The 21,608-nt window shown below is 31.9% G+C and carries 13 protein-coding genes; 6 read left to right on the top strand and 7 right to left on the bottom strand.

Annotated features, from left to right (window positions below; all coding sequences use genetic code 11):
- The first annotated feature begins 151 nt into the window (after nucleotides 1–151).
- The 6 genes from DMB65_RS03810 to DMB65_RS03785 all read left to right on the top strand — a co-directional run bounded on the left by DMB65_RS03810 (nucleotide 152) and on the right by DMB65_RS03785 (nucleotide 11,392).
- Nucleotides 152–1,399, top strand: coding sequence for an NAD(P)/FAD-dependent oxidoreductase (locus DMB65_RS03810; protein ID WP_110305336.1), 1,248 nt, complete (start codon nucleotides 152–154; stop codon nucleotides 1,397–1,399).
- A 95-nt stretch (nucleotides 1,400–1,494) separates the two neighbouring features.
- Nucleotides 1,495–2,916, top strand: a complete 1,422-nt coding sequence (locus DMB65_RS03805; RefSeq protein WP_110305335.1) for an APC family permease — start codon at nucleotides 1,495–1,497, stop codon at nucleotides 2,914–2,916.
- Nucleotides 2,917–3,336: 420 nt separating this feature from the next.
- Nucleotides 3,337–4,920, top strand: a complete 1,584-nt coding sequence (locus tag DMB65_RS03800) for a M61 family metallopeptidase (RefSeq protein ID WP_110305334.1) — start codon at nucleotides 3,337–3,339, stop codon at nucleotides 4,918–4,920.
- A gap of 582 nt (nucleotides 4,921–5,502) precedes the next feature.
- Entirely contained in the window at nucleotides 5,503–8,505 is a 3,003-nt protein-coding gene (locus tag DMB65_RS03795) for a SusC/RagA family TonB-linked outer membrane protein (protein WP_230470591.1), read from the top strand.
- A gap of 11 nt (nucleotides 8,506–8,516) precedes the next feature.
- Entirely contained in the window at nucleotides 8,517–10,163 is a 1,647-nt protein-coding gene (locus DMB65_RS03790) for a RagB/SusD family nutrient uptake outer membrane protein (RefSeq protein WP_110305333.1), read from the top strand.
- Between the two features lie 521 nt (nucleotides 10,164–10,684).
- Nucleotides 10,685–11,392, top strand: coding sequence for a LytR/AlgR family response regulator transcription factor (locus DMB65_RS03785; RefSeq protein ID WP_110305332.1), 708 nt, complete (start codon nucleotides 10,685–10,687; stop codon nucleotides 11,390–11,392).
- 264 nt (nucleotides 11,393–11,656) lie between these two features.
- On the opposite strand, the gene DMB65_RS03780 is transcribed toward DMB65_RS03785, so the two are convergent.
- The 7 genes from DMB65_RS03780 to nhaA all read right to left on the bottom strand — a co-directional run bounded on the left by DMB65_RS03780 (nucleotide 11,657) and on the right by nhaA (nucleotide 21,584).
- A complete protein-coding gene (locus tag DMB65_RS03780; protein ID WP_110305331.1) occupies nucleotides 11,657–11,974 on the bottom strand; it encodes an Hpt domain-containing protein in 318 nt (105 codons plus the stop codon).
- Complete coding sequence (locus DMB65_RS03775; protein ID WP_110305330.1) at nucleotides 11,961–13,001, bottom strand: sensor histidine kinase; 1,041 nt, start codon at nucleotides 12,999–13,001, stop codon at nucleotides 11,961–11,963. Before DMB65_RS03775 ends, DMB65_RS03780 begins: the two co-directional genes overlap by 14 nt.
- On the bottom strand, nucleotides 13,001–14,134 hold the full coding sequence (locus DMB65_RS03770; RefSeq protein WP_110305329.1) for an FIST signal transduction protein: 1,134 nt from the start codon (nucleotides 14,132–14,134) through the stop codon (nucleotides 13,001–13,003). Before DMB65_RS03770 ends, DMB65_RS03775 begins: the two co-directional genes overlap by 1 nt.
- 5 nt (nucleotides 14,135–14,139) lie before the next feature.
- Nucleotides 14,140–17,136 (bottom strand): PAS domain S-box protein, encoded by a 2,997-nt coding sequence (locus DMB65_RS03765; RefSeq protein ID WP_110305328.1) that lies wholly within the window; start codon nucleotides 17,134–17,136, stop codon nucleotides 14,140–14,142.
- Nucleotides 17,137–17,427: 291 nt separating this feature from the next.
- Nucleotides 17,428–17,841 (bottom strand): response regulator, encoded by a 414-nt coding sequence (locus DMB65_RS03760; RefSeq protein WP_110305327.1) that lies wholly within the window; start codon nucleotides 17,839–17,841, stop codon nucleotides 17,428–17,430.
- A gap of 1,012 nt (nucleotides 17,842–18,853) precedes the next feature.
- Nucleotides 18,854–20,068, bottom strand: a complete 1,215-nt coding sequence (locus DMB65_RS03755) for a sensor histidine kinase (protein WP_110305326.1) — start codon at nucleotides 20,066–20,068, stop codon at nucleotides 18,854–18,856.
- Nucleotides 20,069–20,411: 343 nt separating this feature from the next.
- On the bottom strand, nucleotides 20,412–21,584 hold the full coding sequence (gene nhaA / locus DMB65_RS03750; RefSeq protein WP_110305325.1) for a Na+/H+ antiporter NhaA: 1,173 nt from the start codon (nucleotides 21,582–21,584) through the stop codon (nucleotides 20,412–20,414).
- Nucleotides 21,585–21,608: the final 24 nt, after the last annotated feature.

Below are 21,608 nucleotides of genomic sequence, written 5' to 3'. Positions count from 1 at the left end.
CATACACAATTTTTGTATCAAATGAGCACGATTCAAAAGTGGGGTTCCATTGAAAATATTGAATACAAAAGAATATTGTCTGATGAGATAAAATACCAATAAGAGCTATGCAAATTGGATAGCTCCATTAAAAAACAATAAATATCTACATATGAAAAACGTAGTAGTAATAGGTGGTGGAATAATTGGACTTAGTTCTGCTTTTTATTTACAGCAAAGTGGTTGTAAAGTAACGGTTATAGATAAAGATAATTTTAAAGACAATTGTTCTTACGGCAATGCCGGTTATGTTTGTCCAAGCCATTTTATTCCGTTGGCTGCTCCCGGTATTATCTGGCAGGGATTTAAATGGATGTTCAATTCGCAAAGTCCATTTTATGTAAAACCTTCTTTAAACAAAGATTTAATTGATTGGGGATTCAATTTTGCAAGAAGTGCTACAAACAAAAATGTGCTTAAATCGGCAATTCCGCTTCGGGATATTTCTTTATTAAGCCAGCATGAATTTGAAAAATGGACTAAAATCCCTGATTTTAATTTTGCCTATGAGCACAAAGGAATGTTAGAAGTTTTTCAGACAGAAGCTGTCGCCCATCACGCCCATCATACCGTTGAGAAAGCTAAACAACTGGGGCTCGATGTAAGTTTGTTGAACTATCAGGAATTACAAGATCTTGAGCCACAAACAAATATAAATGCGATTGGAGCTGTAAAATATGATTGTGATGCTCATGTTTATCCGGATCGGTTAATGGACGGTTTAAAAAAAATGTTATTAGCAAACGGTGTAGCGTTTAAGTATGGAGAAAGCGTACAATCGTTTGAGAAAAATAATAGTGTAGTTACAAAAGTCATCACTAAAGAAAATGCATATCCAGCTGATGATGTTGTTATTGCTACCGGATCCTGGTCTAAAGAAATTGCTGAGTTAGCCGGTGCTAAAATTTCATTGATGCCAGGAAGAGGATATTCCTTAACCTTAGAAGATTCGCCGTATAAACTTAATCATCCTATGATTCTTGCCGAAGGCAGGGTTGCCATTACGCCTATGGATGGAAATAAAATCAGATTTGGCGGAACGATGGAGGTTGTTCCTACGACAGCCAAACCTCAATACGAGCGAATTAATGGAGTGATAAACTCGGTTAAACAATTTTTACCCGAATTTCAAATTGAAAAACCTGCAGATGAGAAAATCTGGTGCGGATTCAGACCCTGCTCAGCAGATGGTGTTCCTTATATTGGAAAAATTAAAAAACATAAAAATGTCGTAGTAGCAACAGGACACTCTATGATGGGGCTGAGTCTGGGGCCTGGTACCGGAAAATTAGTTTCTGAAATCATTAACGAGGTACCTACAAGTATAGATATTAAAGCATTTGAGGCAGAAAGGTTTTAATTTAGGCTAAAAGTGTAGTTCCTTTTAAAGGGATTTTTCTGTTTCATATAAAAAAATAATTAACCACAAAAACAACCAAATTAACCAACCAAAAAATGGAATCTACAACAAATAAAAAAAAATTTAAACGGTCGCTGGGTTTATTAGACGCTACAATGATTGTTGCTGGTTCAATGATTGGCTCAGGAATCTTCATTGTAAGTGCTGATATTGTTCGTAATGTAGGATCGGCCGGAGCATTAGTTTTGATTTGGCTTATTACAGGATTCTTAACAATTACAGCTGCACTTAGCTACGGAGAGTTAAGCGCAATGTTTCCTAAAGCAGGTGGTCAATATGTTTATTTAAAAGAATCCTTTAACTCCTTAACAGGCTTTTTATATGGCTGGAGTTTTTTTGCAGTCATTCAGACAGGATCTATTGCGGCAGTAGGTGTCGCTTTTAGTAAGTTTGCTGCTTATGTTTTTCCGGCATTGAGTGAAAATAATATCATTTTAGATTTAGGTTTTTTGCAAATATCGGCAGCACAATTAACCGCTATTATTTTAGTTGTTTCGCTTACTTATATTAACACAAGAGGTGTCAAAGAAGGAAAAACAATTCAGACTATTTTTACGATGACAAAACTAATTGCTTTGTTTGGACTTATTATTTTTGGTTTTATTTTAGCGGCAAAAGCGGATATCTGGAAGACTAATTGGAGCAACGGTTTTGCAATCAGTAAATTAGATGGGGATACTTTAGTCCCATACTCCGGAATTGCCGTAATGGGAGCAGTAGCAGCAAGTTTGGTTGGGAGTTTATTTAGTAGTGATTCCTGGAATAATGTCACTTTTATTGCAGCAGAAATTAAAGACCCCTCTAAAAATATAGGAAGAAGTTTGTTTTTAGGAACATTCATTGTAACGCTTATTTATTTAGCAACAAATCTGATGTATTTGTGTGTCTTACCCTTAAACGAAATTGCACATGCTGCCAATGACAGGGTAGGTGTTGTTGCTTCTCAGAAAATATTTGGTGACGCTGGTACTTACATCATTGCCGTATTTTTAATGATTTCTACTTTTGGATGCAACAATGGTTTGATTCTTTCGGGGGCAAGGGTGTATCGAACGATGGCCAAAGACGGACTCTTTTTTAAACAGGTAAAAAAACTGAATAAAAATGGTGTGCCGGGAAAAGCATTGTGGATTCAGTGTATATGGGCATCTGTACTTTGCCTGAGTGGTAAATACAATGAGTTATTGGATTATGTGATTTTTGTAGTTTTGATTTTTTATATTCTTACCATTACCGGTATTTTTAGGTTACGTATCACAAAACCAGACCTGCCAAGATCTTACAAAGCAATTGGATATCCTGTTTTGCCTTTTTTTTATATACTGGCAGCTTCTACAATTTGCATTATGTTATTGGTGTACAAAAGCGATTCGTCTTTGCCTGGGCTGGGAATCGTTTTATTGGGAATTCCGATTTACTATTATTTTGTAAAAGGAAAAAATAAACCAACTAAGTAGTTGCTATTTTATCAAAAAAAATCCATAAGGATATCAAATATTAAACTAACAGGACTAACTCTTTTTACAGAAATAAGCAGTGTGATGTATTCGTCAAAAAAGATTATCCTATTCAGTCTGTAGATTTTACCCATGTCTATTTACCAGATAATTTCTGGAAACCAAAAATTGAAGTAAATACTAAAGTTACGATTCCTTACATTTTAAAAAAAAGTGTAAAGAAACAGGTTAGGTACAATATCCACTTAAATATAGATTAAGATATTTTTAGTTATAGTTGTTTGATTCACAAAGGTGACCAATATTTCAGTAGGTTGCCTTTATGTTTTTTTAAAGGAAAATAAAGACGTTAGATGTGTAATTGGTTTGAAAATAATTAAATAGGAAGTTTTTTTAAAATTTGAAGTAACAAAATAATTTATGAGATATATAGTATTCTTAAACAAAAAATACAGCATAATATTCTTTTTTGTCGTACTGTTGAATATATTGGCAACCTTGCAAAATTCTGCCTTGGGTCAATCTTCCAGGCTTGTATTGCAATATACGGTTTCAATGCCAAATCCTGAAAATCATTATTTTCATATAGAACTCAATTGTTCCGGATGGAAAGAAGAAACAATTAATTTTAAAATGCCAAACTGGATGCCAGGTTATTATCAAATAATGAATTACAGTAAAATGGTTGAAAATTTTGCAGCAAAAAGCAATAACAAAAGCCTGGCTGTAAAAAAAATAAATCAAAATACCTGGCAGATAAAAGCGGTAAAAAATGAACCATTCACATTGAGTTATGATGTAAAAGCCGATAAGCAGTTTGTAGCCAACAGTTATTTAGATGCTTCACATGCTTATCTTGTGCCTTGCAGTTTGTTTTTGTATATAAATGAACATATAAATATTCCTGTTACTGTAAAAATTTCAGGAATTAAAAAAGGATTTAAAATAGCGACAGGTTTAGATCCGGTTCCTGGAAAAGAGAATGAATTTACAGCTCCAGATTTTGATATTTTATACGATTGTCCTTTACTGATCGGTGATTTAGAAGAACTGCCTTCATTCAAAGTGAATGGAATTGAACACCGTTTTATGGGGTATAAATTGGGTAATTTTGATAAAATTACTTTCATGAATAATTTAAAAAAAGTAGTAGAATCGGCAGTTGCGATTATTGGCGATATTCCATATAAACAATATACGTTTATAGGAATTGGTCCAGGACAGGGAGGTATTGAACACTTGAATAATACAACAGTAAGTTTTGATGGAACTGGATTAGATAATCCCGAAGGTATGACTACTATGATGAATTTTTTAGCCCACGAGTATTTTCATCATTATAATGTAAAACGCATAAGACCTTTTGAGCTGGGACCTTTTGATTATGATAAAGGAAACAGAACAAATTTACTTTGGGTTAGTGAAGGATTATCGGTTTATTATGAATATTTAATTGTAAAAAGAGCAGGACTTATCACGGATCAGGCTTTATTGAATAATTTCGAAAGTAGTATTAATGCTTTTGAGAATAGCCCAGGCAGGTTGTATCAGTCATTAACGCAGTCTAGTTATGAAACCTGGAGTGATGGCCCTTTTGGAAAGCAAGGAGAAAATGCTAATAAAGCTATTTCTTATTATGATAAAGGACCTGCAGTGGGGCTTATTCTTGATTTAGCCATTCGCAAGGCAACACAAAATAAAAAATCGTTAGATGATGTTATGCAGCTTTTATATTGGGATTATTACAAAAAAAGGCAACGCGGATTTACAGATGCCGAATTTCAGCAAGCTTGTGAAAATACAGCCGGTGTTTCATTAGCCAATGTTTTTGAATACGTTTATACCACTAAAGAGATTGACTATGATTCGTATTTATCTTATGCGGGTTTAAGATTGAGTAAAAATGTTGATTCTGAAGCGAAATCAAAAAAGTATTCTTTCCAATTTTTAGAATCACGAAATGATTCACAAAAAGAAGTATTAAAATCATGGCTGGAGAATTAGCAGCAATGATTTTACATTTCTCCTGATTCTATTTAGGAATGTTAACTTAAAATTTTTTAAAGCCTCATGACAATTTATTAAAATAAACGTTCATGAGGCTTTTTATTTTACATCACTGCAGATTAGATCTAAACCAATTATAATTGCCCGTTGGCTGAAATTATTCAAAAACATCAGTTCTATTTTTTAGTGTAGAGAAACGGAACAAAAAAGTATCAAAGACTAAATACCCCAAAGCGTTATAACTATTTTAGCAGGTTCAAAATTTTCTGATAATTAATAATAACCTTCAAACCATCCTGTTTTTTATTTCCTGAATTGGTTGAGGTCTTTATATCATATTGGTTTTAAGGGCTTATTTTTCGCAGATAATTAACGCTATAATTTTGTATAGCTATTAATTTATTCAGTTTTGTTTGTAAAAATTTAATAATAGGATAATATATTATCGGTTTCGGATAAATTGTTAGCTTTTGCTGTTATGATTAACATTTAAATTTACAAGTGTTGAAACCACATATATTAACTAATGTATGAACAAAGCAAAATATTTTTAAACTATAACCAAATAACAAAAAAACTATGAATTTTATTACACCTTCAGTAATGCGAATTTTAGGAGTTAAATTTTGGAAGAATAAAATAGTATTATCTATTCTATTTCTTTTAGCTTTTTTAAACTCCTTTGCGCAAAAAGAGATTAAAGGCTCTGTTAAAGATGTTAATGGTATACCTCTCTCAGGAGTGACGATAAAGGAAAAAAATGTGACAGGAGGTACGGTGTCAGATTTTGATGGAAATTTTAAGATTAGTATCAAAAACCAGAACACTAAACTCGTTTTTGATTATGTAGGATTTAAAAGCCAGGAAGTTGTTATTTCAAATCAGATTGCATTAAATATAATTCTGATAGAAAGTACAGAAGAATTAAATGAAGTAGTGGTCGTAGGATACGGAACCCAGAAAAAATCAAGGGTTACCACCGCTATTGCCAGTATAAAAGAGGAGAATTTTACAAGAGGTGCTATTAGAGATGCTTCGGATCTTATTAGAGGTAAAGTGGCGGGTTTAACTATTAGTAATGGTTCCGGTGATCCGGCAGCATCATCTAATATTTCATTGCGTGGAGTTTCTACTTTACAAGGAAACGCTGGTCCTTTGGTCTTAATTAATGGTGTGCCGGGAGGTATGAATACCGTTGCTCCAAATGACATTGCTTCTATCGATATATTGAAAGATGCTTCTGCAGCAGCAATTTATGGAACAAGAGGTGCAAATGGGGTTATTCTTATTACCACAAAAACGGTAAACAAAGACATCGCACCCACTATTACCTATTCAACATTTGCTACAATAAATAATTTTTATAATAAGGCTGATTTTTTAGATGCCACACAACAAAGAAATTTTCGCTCTCAAGGATTAAGAATACCTTATGAAGAAGGTGGTGCTGATACCAATTGGTTGGATCAAATTTCAGGAAGTGGATTTGCTCAAAATCATAATTTAGCTTTAAAAGGAGGAAATGTTAAAACAAACTATACTGTGAATCTTAATTATATAGATGAAACAGGTGTTTTTAATAATACATTTAATAAAGAGTATCGATTTTCATTTGATGTTAATCATAGTATGTTCAATGATAAGTTAAAACTTAATTTGAACTTACTAAACGGAACCCAAAATATGGGACTTTCAGAAGGAACAGTAGCTTATGCCTACAGACAGGCTATGATAAGAAACCCTACAGCTCCTGTTTATGAGCCTGATGGAGTGACTTATGATGAAGATTATACGGATAAAGGTAAGTTTCAATATTATAATCCTGTAGGTATTATAAATGAAACAATAGAAGATAGAAATAGGACATGGCAAAGATTTACAGCCAATCTGACACTTGATTTATTGCCAGGATGGGATGTAGGGGCACAACTTTCAAAAAATAAAGACACATTTTTAAACGGATATGCAGAAACCAAAAAACATTATTCAAATACGATAAATTTCCGAAATGGTGTGGCTTCCAGGAATACAGCTACAACGGATAGTGATTTAGTTGAGATAACATCCAAATACCATAAAATTTTAGATAAGCATGAGTTTACAGTGTTAGGAGGCTATAGTTATCAATATATCGTAAATCAAGGATTTTCGGCCAGTAATTCTGATTTTCCTACCGATGCTTTTTCCTATAATAATTTGAGTTCAGGAAATGCTTTGACGGATGGATTAGCAGGGATGGGAAGTTATAAAGATGATAATACATTAATTGGATTCTTTGGTAGAGTTAACTATAACTTTAATAGTAAATACGATTTATTAGTTAGTATCAGGAGAGAAGGTTCTTCTAAATTTGGTGCAAATTACCAATGGGGAAATTTTCCTGCGGTTTCTGCAGGATGGAGTATTAATAAGGAGTCTTTCTTAAAAGATGTTGAAACTGTAAATACTTTAAAATTAAGAGCAGGTTATGGAGTAACAGGAGTAATTCCTAATGATCCTTATATGTCACTGACATTGTACAATTATGAAGGCTATTTTTATAATGATGGAAAATGGGTGAGAGGATTGGAACCGGTAAGTAATCCTAATCCTGATTTGCGTTGGGAGAAAACATCAGAAGTAAATATAGGTCTTGATTTTGGATTTTTCAATAATAGAATTAGCGGAAGTGTTGATGTGTATAGTAAAAAAACAATTGATATGTTATGGACATACGCTGTGCCAAGTCCTCCTAATATATATGACTCGACGATTGCCAATGTTGGGAAAATGGAAAATAAAGGTATCGAAATTCTTCTTAATACAATTCCTGTCAAAACGGATAATTTTGTTTGGAATTCCTCAATGACTTTTTCACACAATAAAAATAAGTTAACAAGTCTTTCTAATGATTTATATCAAATTGAAGGAGATTATATAAATAGAGGAAACACTGGAGATCCTATTTCATTCGATACTCATAGATTAGAAGTTGGGCAATCATTAGGTAATTTTTGGGGGTTAAAATCGGTAGATATTACTAATGATGGACAATGGATTGTTGAATTGCCGGACGGTACAAGGAAAACACTTGATCCTTCTATGTACAATGATACGAATAAGCAATATTTAGGAAATGGTATTCCGCAATATTATGCAGGTTGGACGAATACTTTTAGCTACAAAAAATTTGATTTAAGTATGGTGCTCACAGGAGCTTTCGATTTTCAAATACTAAATAGTCAACGTATGTTTTATGGAAATTCTAAAACTGATTATAATATGCTGTCCAGTGCATCTGACAAAGTGTATGGTAAGGCGGTATTAAATTATAATCCAACTTATGTAAGTTATTATATTGAACAAGGAGATTATGTAAAGGTTGACAACATAACTTTATCCTATAATTTTGATGTTAAGCCGTTTAAATTCATCAATGCAATGCGATTGTATGTATCCGGGAATAACTTAGCCACGTTTACAAAATACAAAGGTTTAGATCCGGAGATAAAAAGAGAAGACCCTACGTCTCAAGGAATGGATAATAGGGATAAATATCCAAGTACAACGGGTATGACTTTGGGATTAAATGTAACTTTTTAAATTAATTCAAAATGAAAAATAAAAATATAATATATAAAATTCTTGCTTCGGGCTTACTGCTTTTAGGAACAGGATGCACTAATTTAGATGAGAATGTTTATGATAAAGTAATTGGTGAGGAAACTAAATTTAAGGCAGAAGATTTAGCAAGTCTTATGGCACCAGCATATACTTCATTAAGAGAGGTTTATTGGGGCTGGGATGCGGCGTTTTGTTTATACGAAGAATCATCAGATTTAATAGTAACGCCATTAAGAAACGGTATTGGCTGGGGAGATTATTACATTACAATGCACCAACACACGTATGAGGCTCCGCTACCTCATGCAGAAGGGAATTGGGCTTATTTGTTTGGTGGTGTAAATAATGTCAACAAAGCTATTTTTCAGATAGAGCAAATACCGGAACTTGAAAATAAAGAAGCTGTTTTTCAGGAACTAAGAGCTTTAAGAGCTATTTATTATTATTTATTATTAGATAATTTTAGAAATGTTCCTATTGTAACCAAATATGATTTACCTAAAGGATATTTGCCAGAACAAAATACAGGTAAAGAAGTATATGATTTTGTAGAAAGTGAACTAAAAGGAGCTTTACCTTATCTAAATGATAATAATAAGAGAGAACCTAAGTATTATGGAAAAGTTACAAAATGGGCTGCTGAGATGACTTTGGCAAAACTGTATTTAAATGCTGAGGTTTATATAGGAACGCCAAAATGGAACGAAGCTTTAGCTGAAGTTAATGATGTTATAAATAATGGTGGGTTTGCTTTGACAACTAATTATTTGGATAATTTCATAATAGAAAATCAATCTTCTTCAGAACAGATATTTTCTATTCCTTTTGATCAAAAAAAAGCAGGTGGAAGTTACTGGCCATTTAAAACATTAGCAGCTGAAAGTCAGGTAACTTATGAATTAGCCGGAGGACCCTGGAATGGTTCTGGTGGAATACCTCAATTTATAGATACTTATGATCCTGATGATCAGAGATTAAAAGATTCCTGGTTAGGAGGAAAACAGTTTGATAGTAAAGGAGAACCAATAATGATAACTGATCCAAATGATTCAAGTAAAAAGATACAATTCGAGTATCTTAATTACTTGACAGATGTTAATGGCTGCGAATCTAACGAAGGGTACAGAATGGTTAAATATGAAATTGGTAAAGGTCAAATTGCACAATTGAGTAATGATGTTCCTTTTTACAGATTAGCCGACGCTATGATGATTAAAGCCGAATGTTTATTAAGAACAGGAGATGCTGCCGGTGCTGCACAAATTGTAACAAAAGTAAGAGAAAGAAATTTTAGAAAGACTAATCCGGCCAAAGCAACTGTTACCGGAGCGAAACTGTTAGGAGGAAGTGTCTACAAATACGGTACTTATAAAGCAGGAGTAATTACAAATTACGAAGGAGGAGCAGATATTCCTTACGGAGGTTTCCTTGATGAATTAGCTTGGGAATTTGTTGGTGAAGCACATAGAAAACAAGATTTAATACGATTTGGAGTATATTCAAGAAAGTCCTGGTTTTCAAAGAAAGGAGACATCAGTGTAGAACCTAAAGACTATTTTAGAGCAATTCTTCCAATACCGAAGGTTCAGTTAGAGAGAAATAGCAAATTGAAACAAAATCCAGGGTATATAAATTAAGTTGGTTTTATATTATTTTGGTGAAAGGCTGATCTGTTTTCGGACAGCCTTTTTTTGTTTATGTAGGGTACGCAATAGTACCTGCTCAGCAGCTGAACTGATACCTTTATTTCTCACATATAATTCTAAAGGTGCTTTTGTATTTAATTCCTTAATATAGTTTGCGTAATAAAAAATCACACATTTGCACTGAGCTCTTGGTTATATGTTCTTAGAAAAGATAGTAACGAATTAAAAAAAACTTTCTTCTGTCTAATAATCGACGAAAGTTTTAAAAAAGGTCATTTTAAATGGAAGTAATACTCATACAATCGGTAAAATTTATCCCCAATACTATTTTTTAAATTATAGCAATAGATAAATAAAAATATACAATTTACATTTAGGTCTTGAAAAAAGTTATTATATTGCTAAAGAATAGGAAAAGGATTAAAAAAGCATAGTATTTCTTTTGCAATCTACTGTTTAGGCTATTTTATATCCTGCAAAAGTTTTACTAGAATTATAATATCGGCTTAACTATGAATTGCATTATTATTGATGATGAAGAAATGGCAAGAGCCATCATAGAAAAAATGATTCAGAATACTCCTCAATTAAATTTGTCGCAGGAATTCTCAAATGCTATACAGGCCATAAAATACCTGAATCAAAATGAGGTCGATTTAATTTTTTTGGATATCCACATGCCTGATTTTACTGGTTTTGATTTTATTCAATCTCTAAAGAATCCTCCCAGAATCATATTGATAACTTCTGATAAAGATTTTGCTATCGAAGCTTTTGAATATGAATGTATAGTTGATTATTTAGTAAAGCCTATTACTGAAGATCGTTTTCAAAAAGCAATTCAAAAATTAAATACGCTCCCATTAGCTACAACAACAATCATAAATAAAAACTCAGGTAAAGATAATGCCAACGAATTTTATATTAATATTGATCGTCGTTTAATAAAAATCGAATTTGCTATGGTAAATATTGTAGAAGCTAAAGGAGATTATATACATATCAAGACAGAAAATAAAAATTATGTAGTTCATTCTACCCTTAAAAAAATTGAAGACAAATTGCCTGAAAGTTTGTTTTTGAAAGTGCATCGCTCGTTTATCATAAACACAAAAAAAATCATTGACATTGAAGACAATAGTGTTTTAATTGGTAAGGACGTCATTCCTGTCAGTCGTGCTAATCGTCCTGTTTTAATGAAGCGCCTGAACTTATTATAGTTTTTAATACAGGATAATTTATTCTTTTGCTTATTTTTTTTGCTGTCCTGTTTGATTTTTAATAGGATAATTATAACGAAAAAGTTATTCAGGTTATGCATTTCAATAGAGTTTAATAAAAATAACCTTTAGCATAGTCTATCGGCATTATACCAGAAAATTTTCGTACTGTTTACTAAATTAGAATATTGGTACTGTTTAGCATTAATGATTTATTTACCGCACAAATACAAAACTGAGGTAAAAGATTCATATAAAGCCTTATCATAGTTCATTTACAAAGCTTTGCATTAACTTTAAAATAGTTTCAAATTCATATTGACATTTAACCATACCGGTTAATAAATTATATTCAAGTTCTTCAGCTACATAATAATTTTTTTCAAGACCTAAAAGAGATATCTTATGTTTTAATTTATGGATATGTTCTGCTGCATGTTTGTAATTCTGATCTTCCATACTTTTATGGTACGCCACAATTTCTAATGGGAGCTCTTTTTTAATAATTGCAATCATTTTTTTCTTAAATTCATGATCCTCTCCACAGAGTTGATCTATATAGTTTAAATTAGGTTGTTCCATGATTTTTGGGTAATGAAAAATAAAATGTTGTTCCAATGTTTTCTTCACTTTCAAGCCAGATTGAGCCTTTGTAATACTCAATAATTTTGTTAACTATAGAAAGACCAATACCTGAATTTTGATTATTGCTTTCTAATTTCGTAAATACTTTAAAAATTTTATCGTGATATTTTTTTGCTATTCCAATACCATTGTCTTTAATATAAAATTCAAAATCCTGTTCCTTTTCGGTACAGCCAATTTCAATTTTGCCTTGAGCCTTATTATTATAATGAATACTATTTTCAATTAAATTTTGCATTAATTGTTTAAATCGCCAGGTATTTCCTTTTATTTTTGGCAAATCATTAACTATCGAAATTTCAATATTATTCGGAATGTGAATTTCTCTCTTAATTTCATCAATTACCTGATTAAAGTCAATTAATCTCTCTTCTGATTCTAGTTTGTCTACAGTAGAATAGTCTAAAATTCCTTTGATGAGCAAATCCATTTTTTCAACATTAAACAGTACCTGATTAAGCGAGTTTAAACAGTTTTCGCCCATAATTCCTTTATTGTCATCCAGCACCCAATTAACCAATGTATCTATATTTCTGAGTGGTGCTTTTAGATCATGAGAAACGACATGGGCATATTCGTTAAGTTCCCTGTTCTGATTTTCTAAACTATTTAGCAATTCTTCTCTTTGTTTGTTCATATTCACAATCTCCATAGATTGCTTTTTTAAGAAATCGGCCTGATTAAAATCTTTTTCATTTCCCAATTTTTCAGCATCCAGATTCATTGAATTTAATATTTCAGTCAAATTTGAATTTATTTCTTTTAAACTTTTTGCTTCCTCACCCAGTTTTTTATTGGCTTCGAAAAGTTCATCAGAGCTAATTTTCATTGCGCGTTGTAACATGCTCATCTGATCCTCATGATTATTATAAGAATCATTTACCGCCTGTAAAAAAAACTTTAAATCTTTTAAATTTTCGGAGTTTATGAATTTCGCAATTTGCCTTTTTAACAGGGTATTCATTATTCGCTTATTAGGGTTAAAGTCATCGTTTGGTTATGTAATTCACAAAACGTATTTCCGCTAAAAGGAGCCATTTCGCCGTAAGAGTAAAATCCGGTAATTGCTACTTCATTTCCAATTATTTCCTGAACGTGTTCTATTTCCTCTTCAACACGTTGATTCATAACTAATTTTCTTCCTACACAGCTCACTAATAAAGCAAGTTGTGGGTGATTTTTTCTGTTTTTCATAGCTAATATGGCCGCTTGTGAAGCTCCTTCTGCGATAGCATCTACAGAGGCCATCATCAACTGTACCTTGGAGTTTTCAGGCACATCTCCAGCTAAAATCATCGACTGATTTTCGGTATTAATATTTAAAATAGTACGAACTACAGCTTGTGTTTTCCCTTCAGGCGTAACATTCAAAGGATATAACAGAGAAGCCTGAGGCAATTGATTGGCTTTGTCTCCTAAATATTTTTTATACAAATCTAATGCAGGCTGGCCATCGATTTCATATAATACATTGGCATCTGACCGGGTAATAATTCTTTCGGGACCAAAAGAGCTCCATCCTCCAAAACTAGAAAATGAAATTTCTAAAGTTTCACCATAAAATCCAATTAAAACAACTTCTCCCTCTTTTGGATTTTCTTTATAAGAAGCCAATGTTTTCTCAAATTTTGCATCGTCTCCACACATACCTCCAGAGATAGGTACTTTATTTTGAATGCGATTTTCAAGTCCATCAATAAGTGAGCTTCCGTTTACAAAACTTCCTTCTGAAAGTACAAATAAATGCTTTAAATTTTCTTTAGGTATTTGTTCATAAAGAGCTTGTCCCAGTGCATTTGCATCTTTTTTATGATTAAAAATATTATCAGTTCTTATTTCAAATGTACTTTTTTCAAATTCTATAGCTGTAACTACGATCGAATTATCAAATACGTTTGAATCGATAATTTCGCCTGATGTAGATCCAAAAACAAGATGCTCATAAGGAAACTCCTTTCTGATCTCCTCAATGACTTCCTGTCGCTCTAATAGCATTCTATTTCCAAAAATGAGTACCAATGGATTTGTTAATTCCATCTCTTTTGTTAGGTATTCCCAATTTTCATTATCTTTTTTATAAGCCTGAATTAGTTTCATAATTTCTATTTTGGTAGTTTAATAAAGAAGGTAGTGCCTTTTGTAAGTTCGCTTTCTATCCAAATCTTTCCGTTATAATTTTCGACTATTTTTTTCACTATAGATAATCCAATACCTGTTGATCTGTTATTAGAGGTAAAAGATTGAAATATTTTAAATATTTTTGCCTGATTCTCTTTAGCAATTCCTGGTCCGTTATCTTTGATTGCAAAAACATAATACTGTTTTTCCTCCTCAAAACTTATTTCGATATATCCGAGAGGCTTATCAATATAATTTACCGCATTGCTGATGATATTTAGAAACAATTGCTGCATTCTAAATCGTTCTGCTTTGATTGTTGGCAGCTCATTTTTTATTACAACCTCAATATTCTTAGGGATATGGATAATATCAATAATTTTACTGATTTCATCATTCAGATTAATATTTTCAGCAATCATATCGATATCATCTACTTTAGAATAGTTTAGGATACCCTGAATGAAGTGATCCATTTTTTCAACTTTATCTTCTATCATTGCAAGATATTGCAGCGTTTGCGGATTAAATTCTTTTTCATTGTCTTCTTTAATCCATGTCACCAGAGTATGTATACTTTGTAATGGCGATTTTAAATCATGCGATACAATTTGAGCATAATCATTGAGTTGCCCGTTCTGTTTCTCTAATTTTTTAAGTAATTCCTCTTTTTGCAATTCCAGACTCTTTTGTCGGGTTATGTCCAAATGTATTCCTATTGAACCAATTATTTCGCCATTGACATTATAATTTGGAGCACCACTAATTAGCCAATACCTGGTTTCTCCTTTTTTATTAATAGATGCGACTTCATACGAATCTGATTTACCCTTAACCCGTTCTTTATTCTTAAAACTAACTAATTTTTTATCCTCAGGATGCAATAAAACTTCTGATGCTTTGTTGCCTAACAAATCAATCAAAGAAAACCCACTCATATCACAAAATGACTGGTTTGCCAATTGTATAACATCATTTTTATCTACTTCCAATAGCCCCATATTCATATTGGCAATAATGTTTCGGTATTTTTCTTTTTCTGCTTCCAGGCTTTCTTTGTATTTTTTTTTGATGGTAATGTCTTCAAAAGTCCATAAATGGCCGTCATTTTTATTGCCTTTTGGTATTGCAATAAAACTTCTTTCATAGATGCGCCCATCTGCTATTTCAATCTCTTCAGAAAAGACGTTTTTTTTGTTTCTTAAAATTTCTTCTGTTCTTTCGATAAACTCATTTGGTTTTTTAAAAAAGTGTATGTTTTTTTCAGTTAACAATTTAGAATCAAAACCAATCATTTCTTCCGGACGGCCTTTAAAATCAAATAAATCACAAAATCGTTTATTGGCAATTAGCACCTTTCTGTTTTCATCTTCTAGTAAAATACCCGATTGAAGATTAGTTATTAACGAGGCCAAACGATTTTCAGAATCTATAAGCTGTTGATTGAATTCTTTTTCCTGGCTTATATTTTCTTCAATTGCAAAAAACTTAATCACCTCTCCTTGTTTGTCATGTAGTGCCTGTCCTTGTATTCTAACCCAATATTTTTCCTTAAATTTTGTGTAATTGAGTATCTCACAAGTAAAAGGCAGACCTTGCTTTATTTGATTCTTTAAATATTTAATTGTTTCCTGATTGGTTGCTTCTCCCTGTAATAAATGACCGGGTTTCTGACCAACCAATTCTTCGTTTGAGTAGCCAGTCATTTTTGTAAAACTACTATTAACCCATTCTATTTTACCTTCTTTATTACAAATAACTACAGCACCTATATTTTTATCTGCTATTGAGGAAAGCAACAAAAGTTTTTCTTCTTTCTGTTTATCTTCTGAAATATCCTGAATCATTGCAAAATATTGGATTACTTTTTGAGAAGAATCCAAAATTGGCTGCCCAACTGTCTTGGACCAAAAAGTACCACCGTTTTTTTTAGCATGCAAAATTTCTACTTCAAAGGTATTACCCTCGTAAAAAGCACTAACCATTTTACGGATTTCCTCTTTATTGGATAAAGAATTCGAACCCAATTCAACAGGGGTTTTTCCTATGATATCCTCTTTTTCATATCCGGTCAATTTTATATAGGCATCATTGCACCAAAATATCTTTCCGTCTGGATGAGTAAATACAATTCCGTTTTTATTTGTTTTTGCTACCAGCGAGAGCCGTATAAGCTCTTCCTGATTTCTTTTTTGTTCTGTAATATCGCGCCCATAGACATGAATGTAGCGCTCTTCCTGTAAAGTTTTGCAAACAAAAGTGTAGTGTTCATGATTACTGTCAGCCTCAAACCCCCATTTTTCTTCTGTTTTATTTATCTGAGGTGCAATGAATTTAAAAAAATCCTGAAGATCATAATCAACATCCTGATAAGTTAATTTTTTTAAATTTTGGGCTGCTGTATTCATTTTTAATAAACCTCCCTCAAAATCAATGCGAATTAATGGATCGGGGTTTTGCGCATCAAAAAGTGCGGTGTCATAAATTTTTGCAGTTGCACTTTTTAGCTTATCTTCTTGTTGAAGTATTGTAGTGAAATAGTTTTGTAATTTTGCATCCAGCTTATCAGGATCGGTTATTAAATCGACTAAGGCCAATGATGCATCGTGATGGGCAAAATCAGAAAAAGATATTTTTTTTTCTTCAAAATGACTTACAGAAGTAAGCCAAAGACTGCCTAAAAATAAATACCCTTCTTCATAGTTTTCAAATTGTCCACGAAGCGAAATTTTTTCCTTAACTGTTTCGATGATTACTAATTGATTCGTGACTTTGTAAAAATTGTCAACATTTAGCGCTTCAGGAAAGGGATTGGTAATGGTAAATGAATGGAAGAAATATTCTGTTTTTTTTAAATCAGGGAGCATTTTAATCAAACTTCTGCCGCTGTCTTTAATAAGTAAATTTTGGTCTAGGAGAATATAAAAAGGGAAAATCCTATTGAATGCCTCACTGTCAAAATGAAATTGAGAATCTTCCATACTGTTACCTTCTTAATTTAAAATTTTATAAAATGGAATCTGGATAAACATTTTATTATCTCGACTGTTTTTAATGTGAAAAAGTAGCCCAGGTAATTTTATGCAACTTAAATTTCAGCTATTCAAATTTACAATTGTGTTGAAAATTACTACTTTTTTTTATATAAAACAAATTATTTAGAGGTTAAGTAGTTACATTCTCAATCTTCTCTCTAAATCGCCAGAAAAACATTTAATAAGAACTTTAATTTTCGATAGGACTACAAACAAAAAATGGTCACACTTAATTTATTATTGGGAAATTATTTCGTTCGTACTCCAGTAAGCCAGTACTTTTTGTATTCTATCTACATACTCCTCATATTTTAAAGGTTTTAAAATGTAGCCCGCAATACCAATTTTGTAACACTCCATAACATCCCTGTGATTATTTGAAGTGGTTAATATAATTGCAGGTATATATTTTAATACATCATCTGCTTTTAAAATACTCAAAAACTCGATTCCATTTAATTTAGGCATATTAAGATCCATAATAATGATATCAGGGATTATCTCTTTTCTTTTTAAGATATCAACTGCTTCCTCTCCATTATTAGCTTCAATGATACGATGATTGAGTTCTAAAGTTTTTAGGACTCTGTTAAATTTCATCACCTCTATTGCATCGTCTTCTATCAATAGTATGTTTAATGATTTAGCCATTTTCTTATTTTTAAATTGGGATGCTTTTAAGTTTCAAATGTATTTTATTTATCTTAAAATAAGTTTTTAATTCGTTGATTCCTCATAAAAGTATAGACAAATGGAAAAAAAGTGTCGATGAATGGTACTGCAATATGGAGACAGAAATAAAGAAAGTACCTTAAAGTGATTACAAATTAACGATAGGTAAAGATATTCTTCTTTATTTTTTGGAACGGCGTGTGTTTTTTAAATTTTGTATATAATCATACAAATTCATTGGTGTAACCAACAGAAATGTTTCCAAAAACAAAAATTAGTTTTTTACATCAAGGTTATTTGTAGGTTTTTGATTTTTAATTATTTACAGGTTAAGGAGCAAGATTGTATATTCACCGACAGTAAACTGCTATTCATAGAAAAAAAGAAAGAAAATTTTGTTATTGAATTAAATTTGTTCAAGAATTAAGAAAGAAAAAAATTAAAGAATAATTTCAATAACAATTTAAGAGTTTAGTAGTGATTACCATTTCATTAAATAGTATTCTTGGGTTAGTCATCAATTTTTCACTACTATTCTTCTTTTTTGTGTCAATAGTATACCATTATGCAGTTACTTCCAGAATTACATTGCCATTTAATATTCAAACTTAGTTAATTTAAATATCAATTTTGAAATACCTACACCTTCAAAAAATGATATACTAAGTTCCAAACACATGAACGCCTTTTTTGCCCAATAGTTCCGATCTTGTTATCCAAATCAAAAATCAGAAAAGGCGATGTAATTCTAGTGAAGTATATTTTATAAAGCACAAACAAACTTTTGACTGTACTTAAATTAAACTGAAAGTTAAAGTTAAAGTAAAAGCATTTGACTGCATTTATTGCGCTTTGTTTTTCTAAAGTAATTAAAACAAGAAAAAATAGCTTAACTTTTATGAAGAGTAATGGTAAGTGTAAAGGAAAGTATTATCACTTATATCTAGTCATAGCTGGACAAAATGTTGCGGTAAAATTATATTCCTAATTGTTAGCAGTTGTATTCTTTTGGTAAAACAAAACAAAAGCAGGCACCTTTTTCATTGTTTTCTCTATGCTTCAAACAAATAGTACCACCTAATCGATCTACTATCGCTTTTATTGTTGACAAGCCGATGCCGGCATTTTTAGTGTTTTTTTCACTAACTGTTTCAAATAATTCAAAGACTTTGTCCCAATATACTTCTGGTATGCCAGGTCCGTCATCTTCATAAATAAAAGAAAAACTAGTTTCATCTTCTGTTAGTGATATCCAAACATTGCTTTTTTCTTTGTCAGTATGTTTTACAGTATTTGACAAAAGATTTTGAATAATTTGAACGAAACCTATTTTTGAATGCTTTATGACAACATCACAATTGATGTAATTAATATCAGTTGGAATATTCAATGCATCATTATCAATTATATATTGAATAATTTTTTGGACGTTAAAATCTTCAAAACAAATTTGATCATTACTAACTTTGGTATATTCTAAAATACCATTAATTAAAAAATCCATATATTCATTTCTGGAATAAATTAAATCGATCCACTCTTTTAATTGAGTATTCTTTATGAGGTCTTTATAATCCTCTTTTATAAAATTTATTAAAGTGTTTACTCCCTGAATTGGAACTTTTAAATCATGAGTCAGTCGATATGCAAATTGATTCAGTTGTGCATTTTTTTTCACAATTTCATCATTTAATTTTTCTAACTGGCTGTTTTTTTTTCGAAGTTCGAGCTGTGAAATTACTTGTTTTGCCAATGCTTTTAGTGATTCTTTTTGGCTCTCTGTGAGACCTTCTCTGGGTTTTGTATCAATAACACAAAGAGTTCCTAAAGAATAACCGTCTTTGCTGTTTAATGGGGCACCTGCATAAAATAGTACGTTCGGGTCATTTATAGTTAATGGATTATCATGAAACCTCTTGTCTTTAGTAGCATCTGGAATAATGAATAATTCATCTGGCGTATTTATTGCATGGGCACAAAAAGCAAAATCTCTTGGTGTCTCAGTCGCATTTAAACCATAATGCGATTTGAACCATTGTCTGTCATGATCGACTAAAGTTACCAATGAGATTGGGGTGCCACAAATCTCGGCTGCTATTTTTGTTAAAGCATCATATTCTTCTTCTGGTAATGTGTCTAGTATTTTGTAAGTGTCTAAGGCTTCTAGACGAAGGTTTTCATTAGCAGGGATTTCAGGTTTATGCATATGAGCGATTTTTTGTTAAAGCAAACTTAATACTTAATGATGTATCTGGGAATCAGATATTAAAAGTAAAAATTTTTTAATAATAATTCGCATTTTTTTTTATTAATCTAATGATAAAAACATCTGCATTTAAAAAAAAAATAAAAATGTTTGAAATCTGAGGATTATCTCGTAAATACCAAAGTAATTCTGGTTATGTATTTAATATATAACCTGATAAAAGTTAAGCTGTTCTCATATTATATCATTTGTATTCATGCAAGGTTTCCAAACATGGAGGTGTTTGTCTTATGATGTAATGATAGCTGAATGCCCAAACAATGAAAGTATAGTAATCGTAATGTTATTGCTTTTTATTATATAAATTTAATAAAACAAAACCACAGATTCCGGCTAGGATTGAAGCAGTAAGAATTGCAAATTTAGCTTCAATCTGAAGTTGAGGATTTTTAAAAGAAAGCAGTGCAATAAATATCGACATGGTAAATCCGATGCCTCCCAGTATTCCAAGACCAATGACATGAGGCCATTGGGTCTGATCAGGAAGTTCAGATATTTTCAACTTTACAGCGAGCCAGGACATAAAGAAGATACCTATGGGTTTACCAAGGAACAATCCCAGGACAATTCCCATCCCAAGGCTTCCTAAAAGACCTTCTGCCATTCCGCTCTGGAATGTTATGTTGGTATTAGCTATAGCAAAAATGGGCATTATAATAAAATTTACCGGAGTCGTAAGCAGATGTTCCAGCTTTTCCAGTGGTGATTCGCTGTCATCTTCATTTGTAGGAAGCGTCAACGCAGTCAGTACACCAGCAATTGTTGCATGAATGCCAGAATGATGTATGAAATACCACATTACGATACCGGGAATAATGTAAAACAGCAGGTTTTTTACTCCCATGCGATTGAAAATTATCTGAAGAATCATGACCGCTGCTGCATAACCGAGATAATTAAAGTGAATTTCCCCCGAATAGAAAATTGCAATTACAAGAATAGCAATGAGATCATCTACGATAGCTAATGCTGCTAAAAATATTTTAATGCCCGAAGGCACTTTGTCACCTAAAAGAGAAAGTATTCCAAGAGCAAATGCAATATCAGTAGCCATTGGTATTCCCCATCCAGCATGGGTAAGCGGATTTGATATATTCAATAAGGCGTATATTACTGCGGGTACTATTACGCCACCAAAAGCTGCCAGTACAGGAAGCGAAGCCTGTTTGAAAGAAGAAAGTTCCCCTTCTATAATTTCTCTTTTAATTTCCAGTCCGACCAGTAGAAAAAAGACAGCCATTAAACCATCATTAATCCATATTAATACAGGATATTTCAATTGCAGCAATTGCGATTCTGTCCCTAATTCCAGGTTTAAAATGTTCGAAAAAGGTTCTGCCCAGGATGAGTTGGCAATAGTAAGAGATAAAGCCACACAAACAAGTAAAATAATTCCACCAGATGAAGAAGATGCAAAAAAGTGTTTAAATATTGTAAGATTGATTAGTTTTGACATACCACAAATTTAAGAAGTAATTAA

It is taken from the genome of Flavobacterium cheongpyeongense (assembly GCF_003202435.1).
In the GTDB taxonomy this organism is placed as follows: domain Bacteria; phylum Bacteroidota; class Bacteroidia; order Flavobacteriales; family Flavobacteriaceae; genus Flavobacterium; species Flavobacterium cheongpyeongense.
This window is presented reverse-complemented; position numbering and strand designations above follow the sequence as displayed.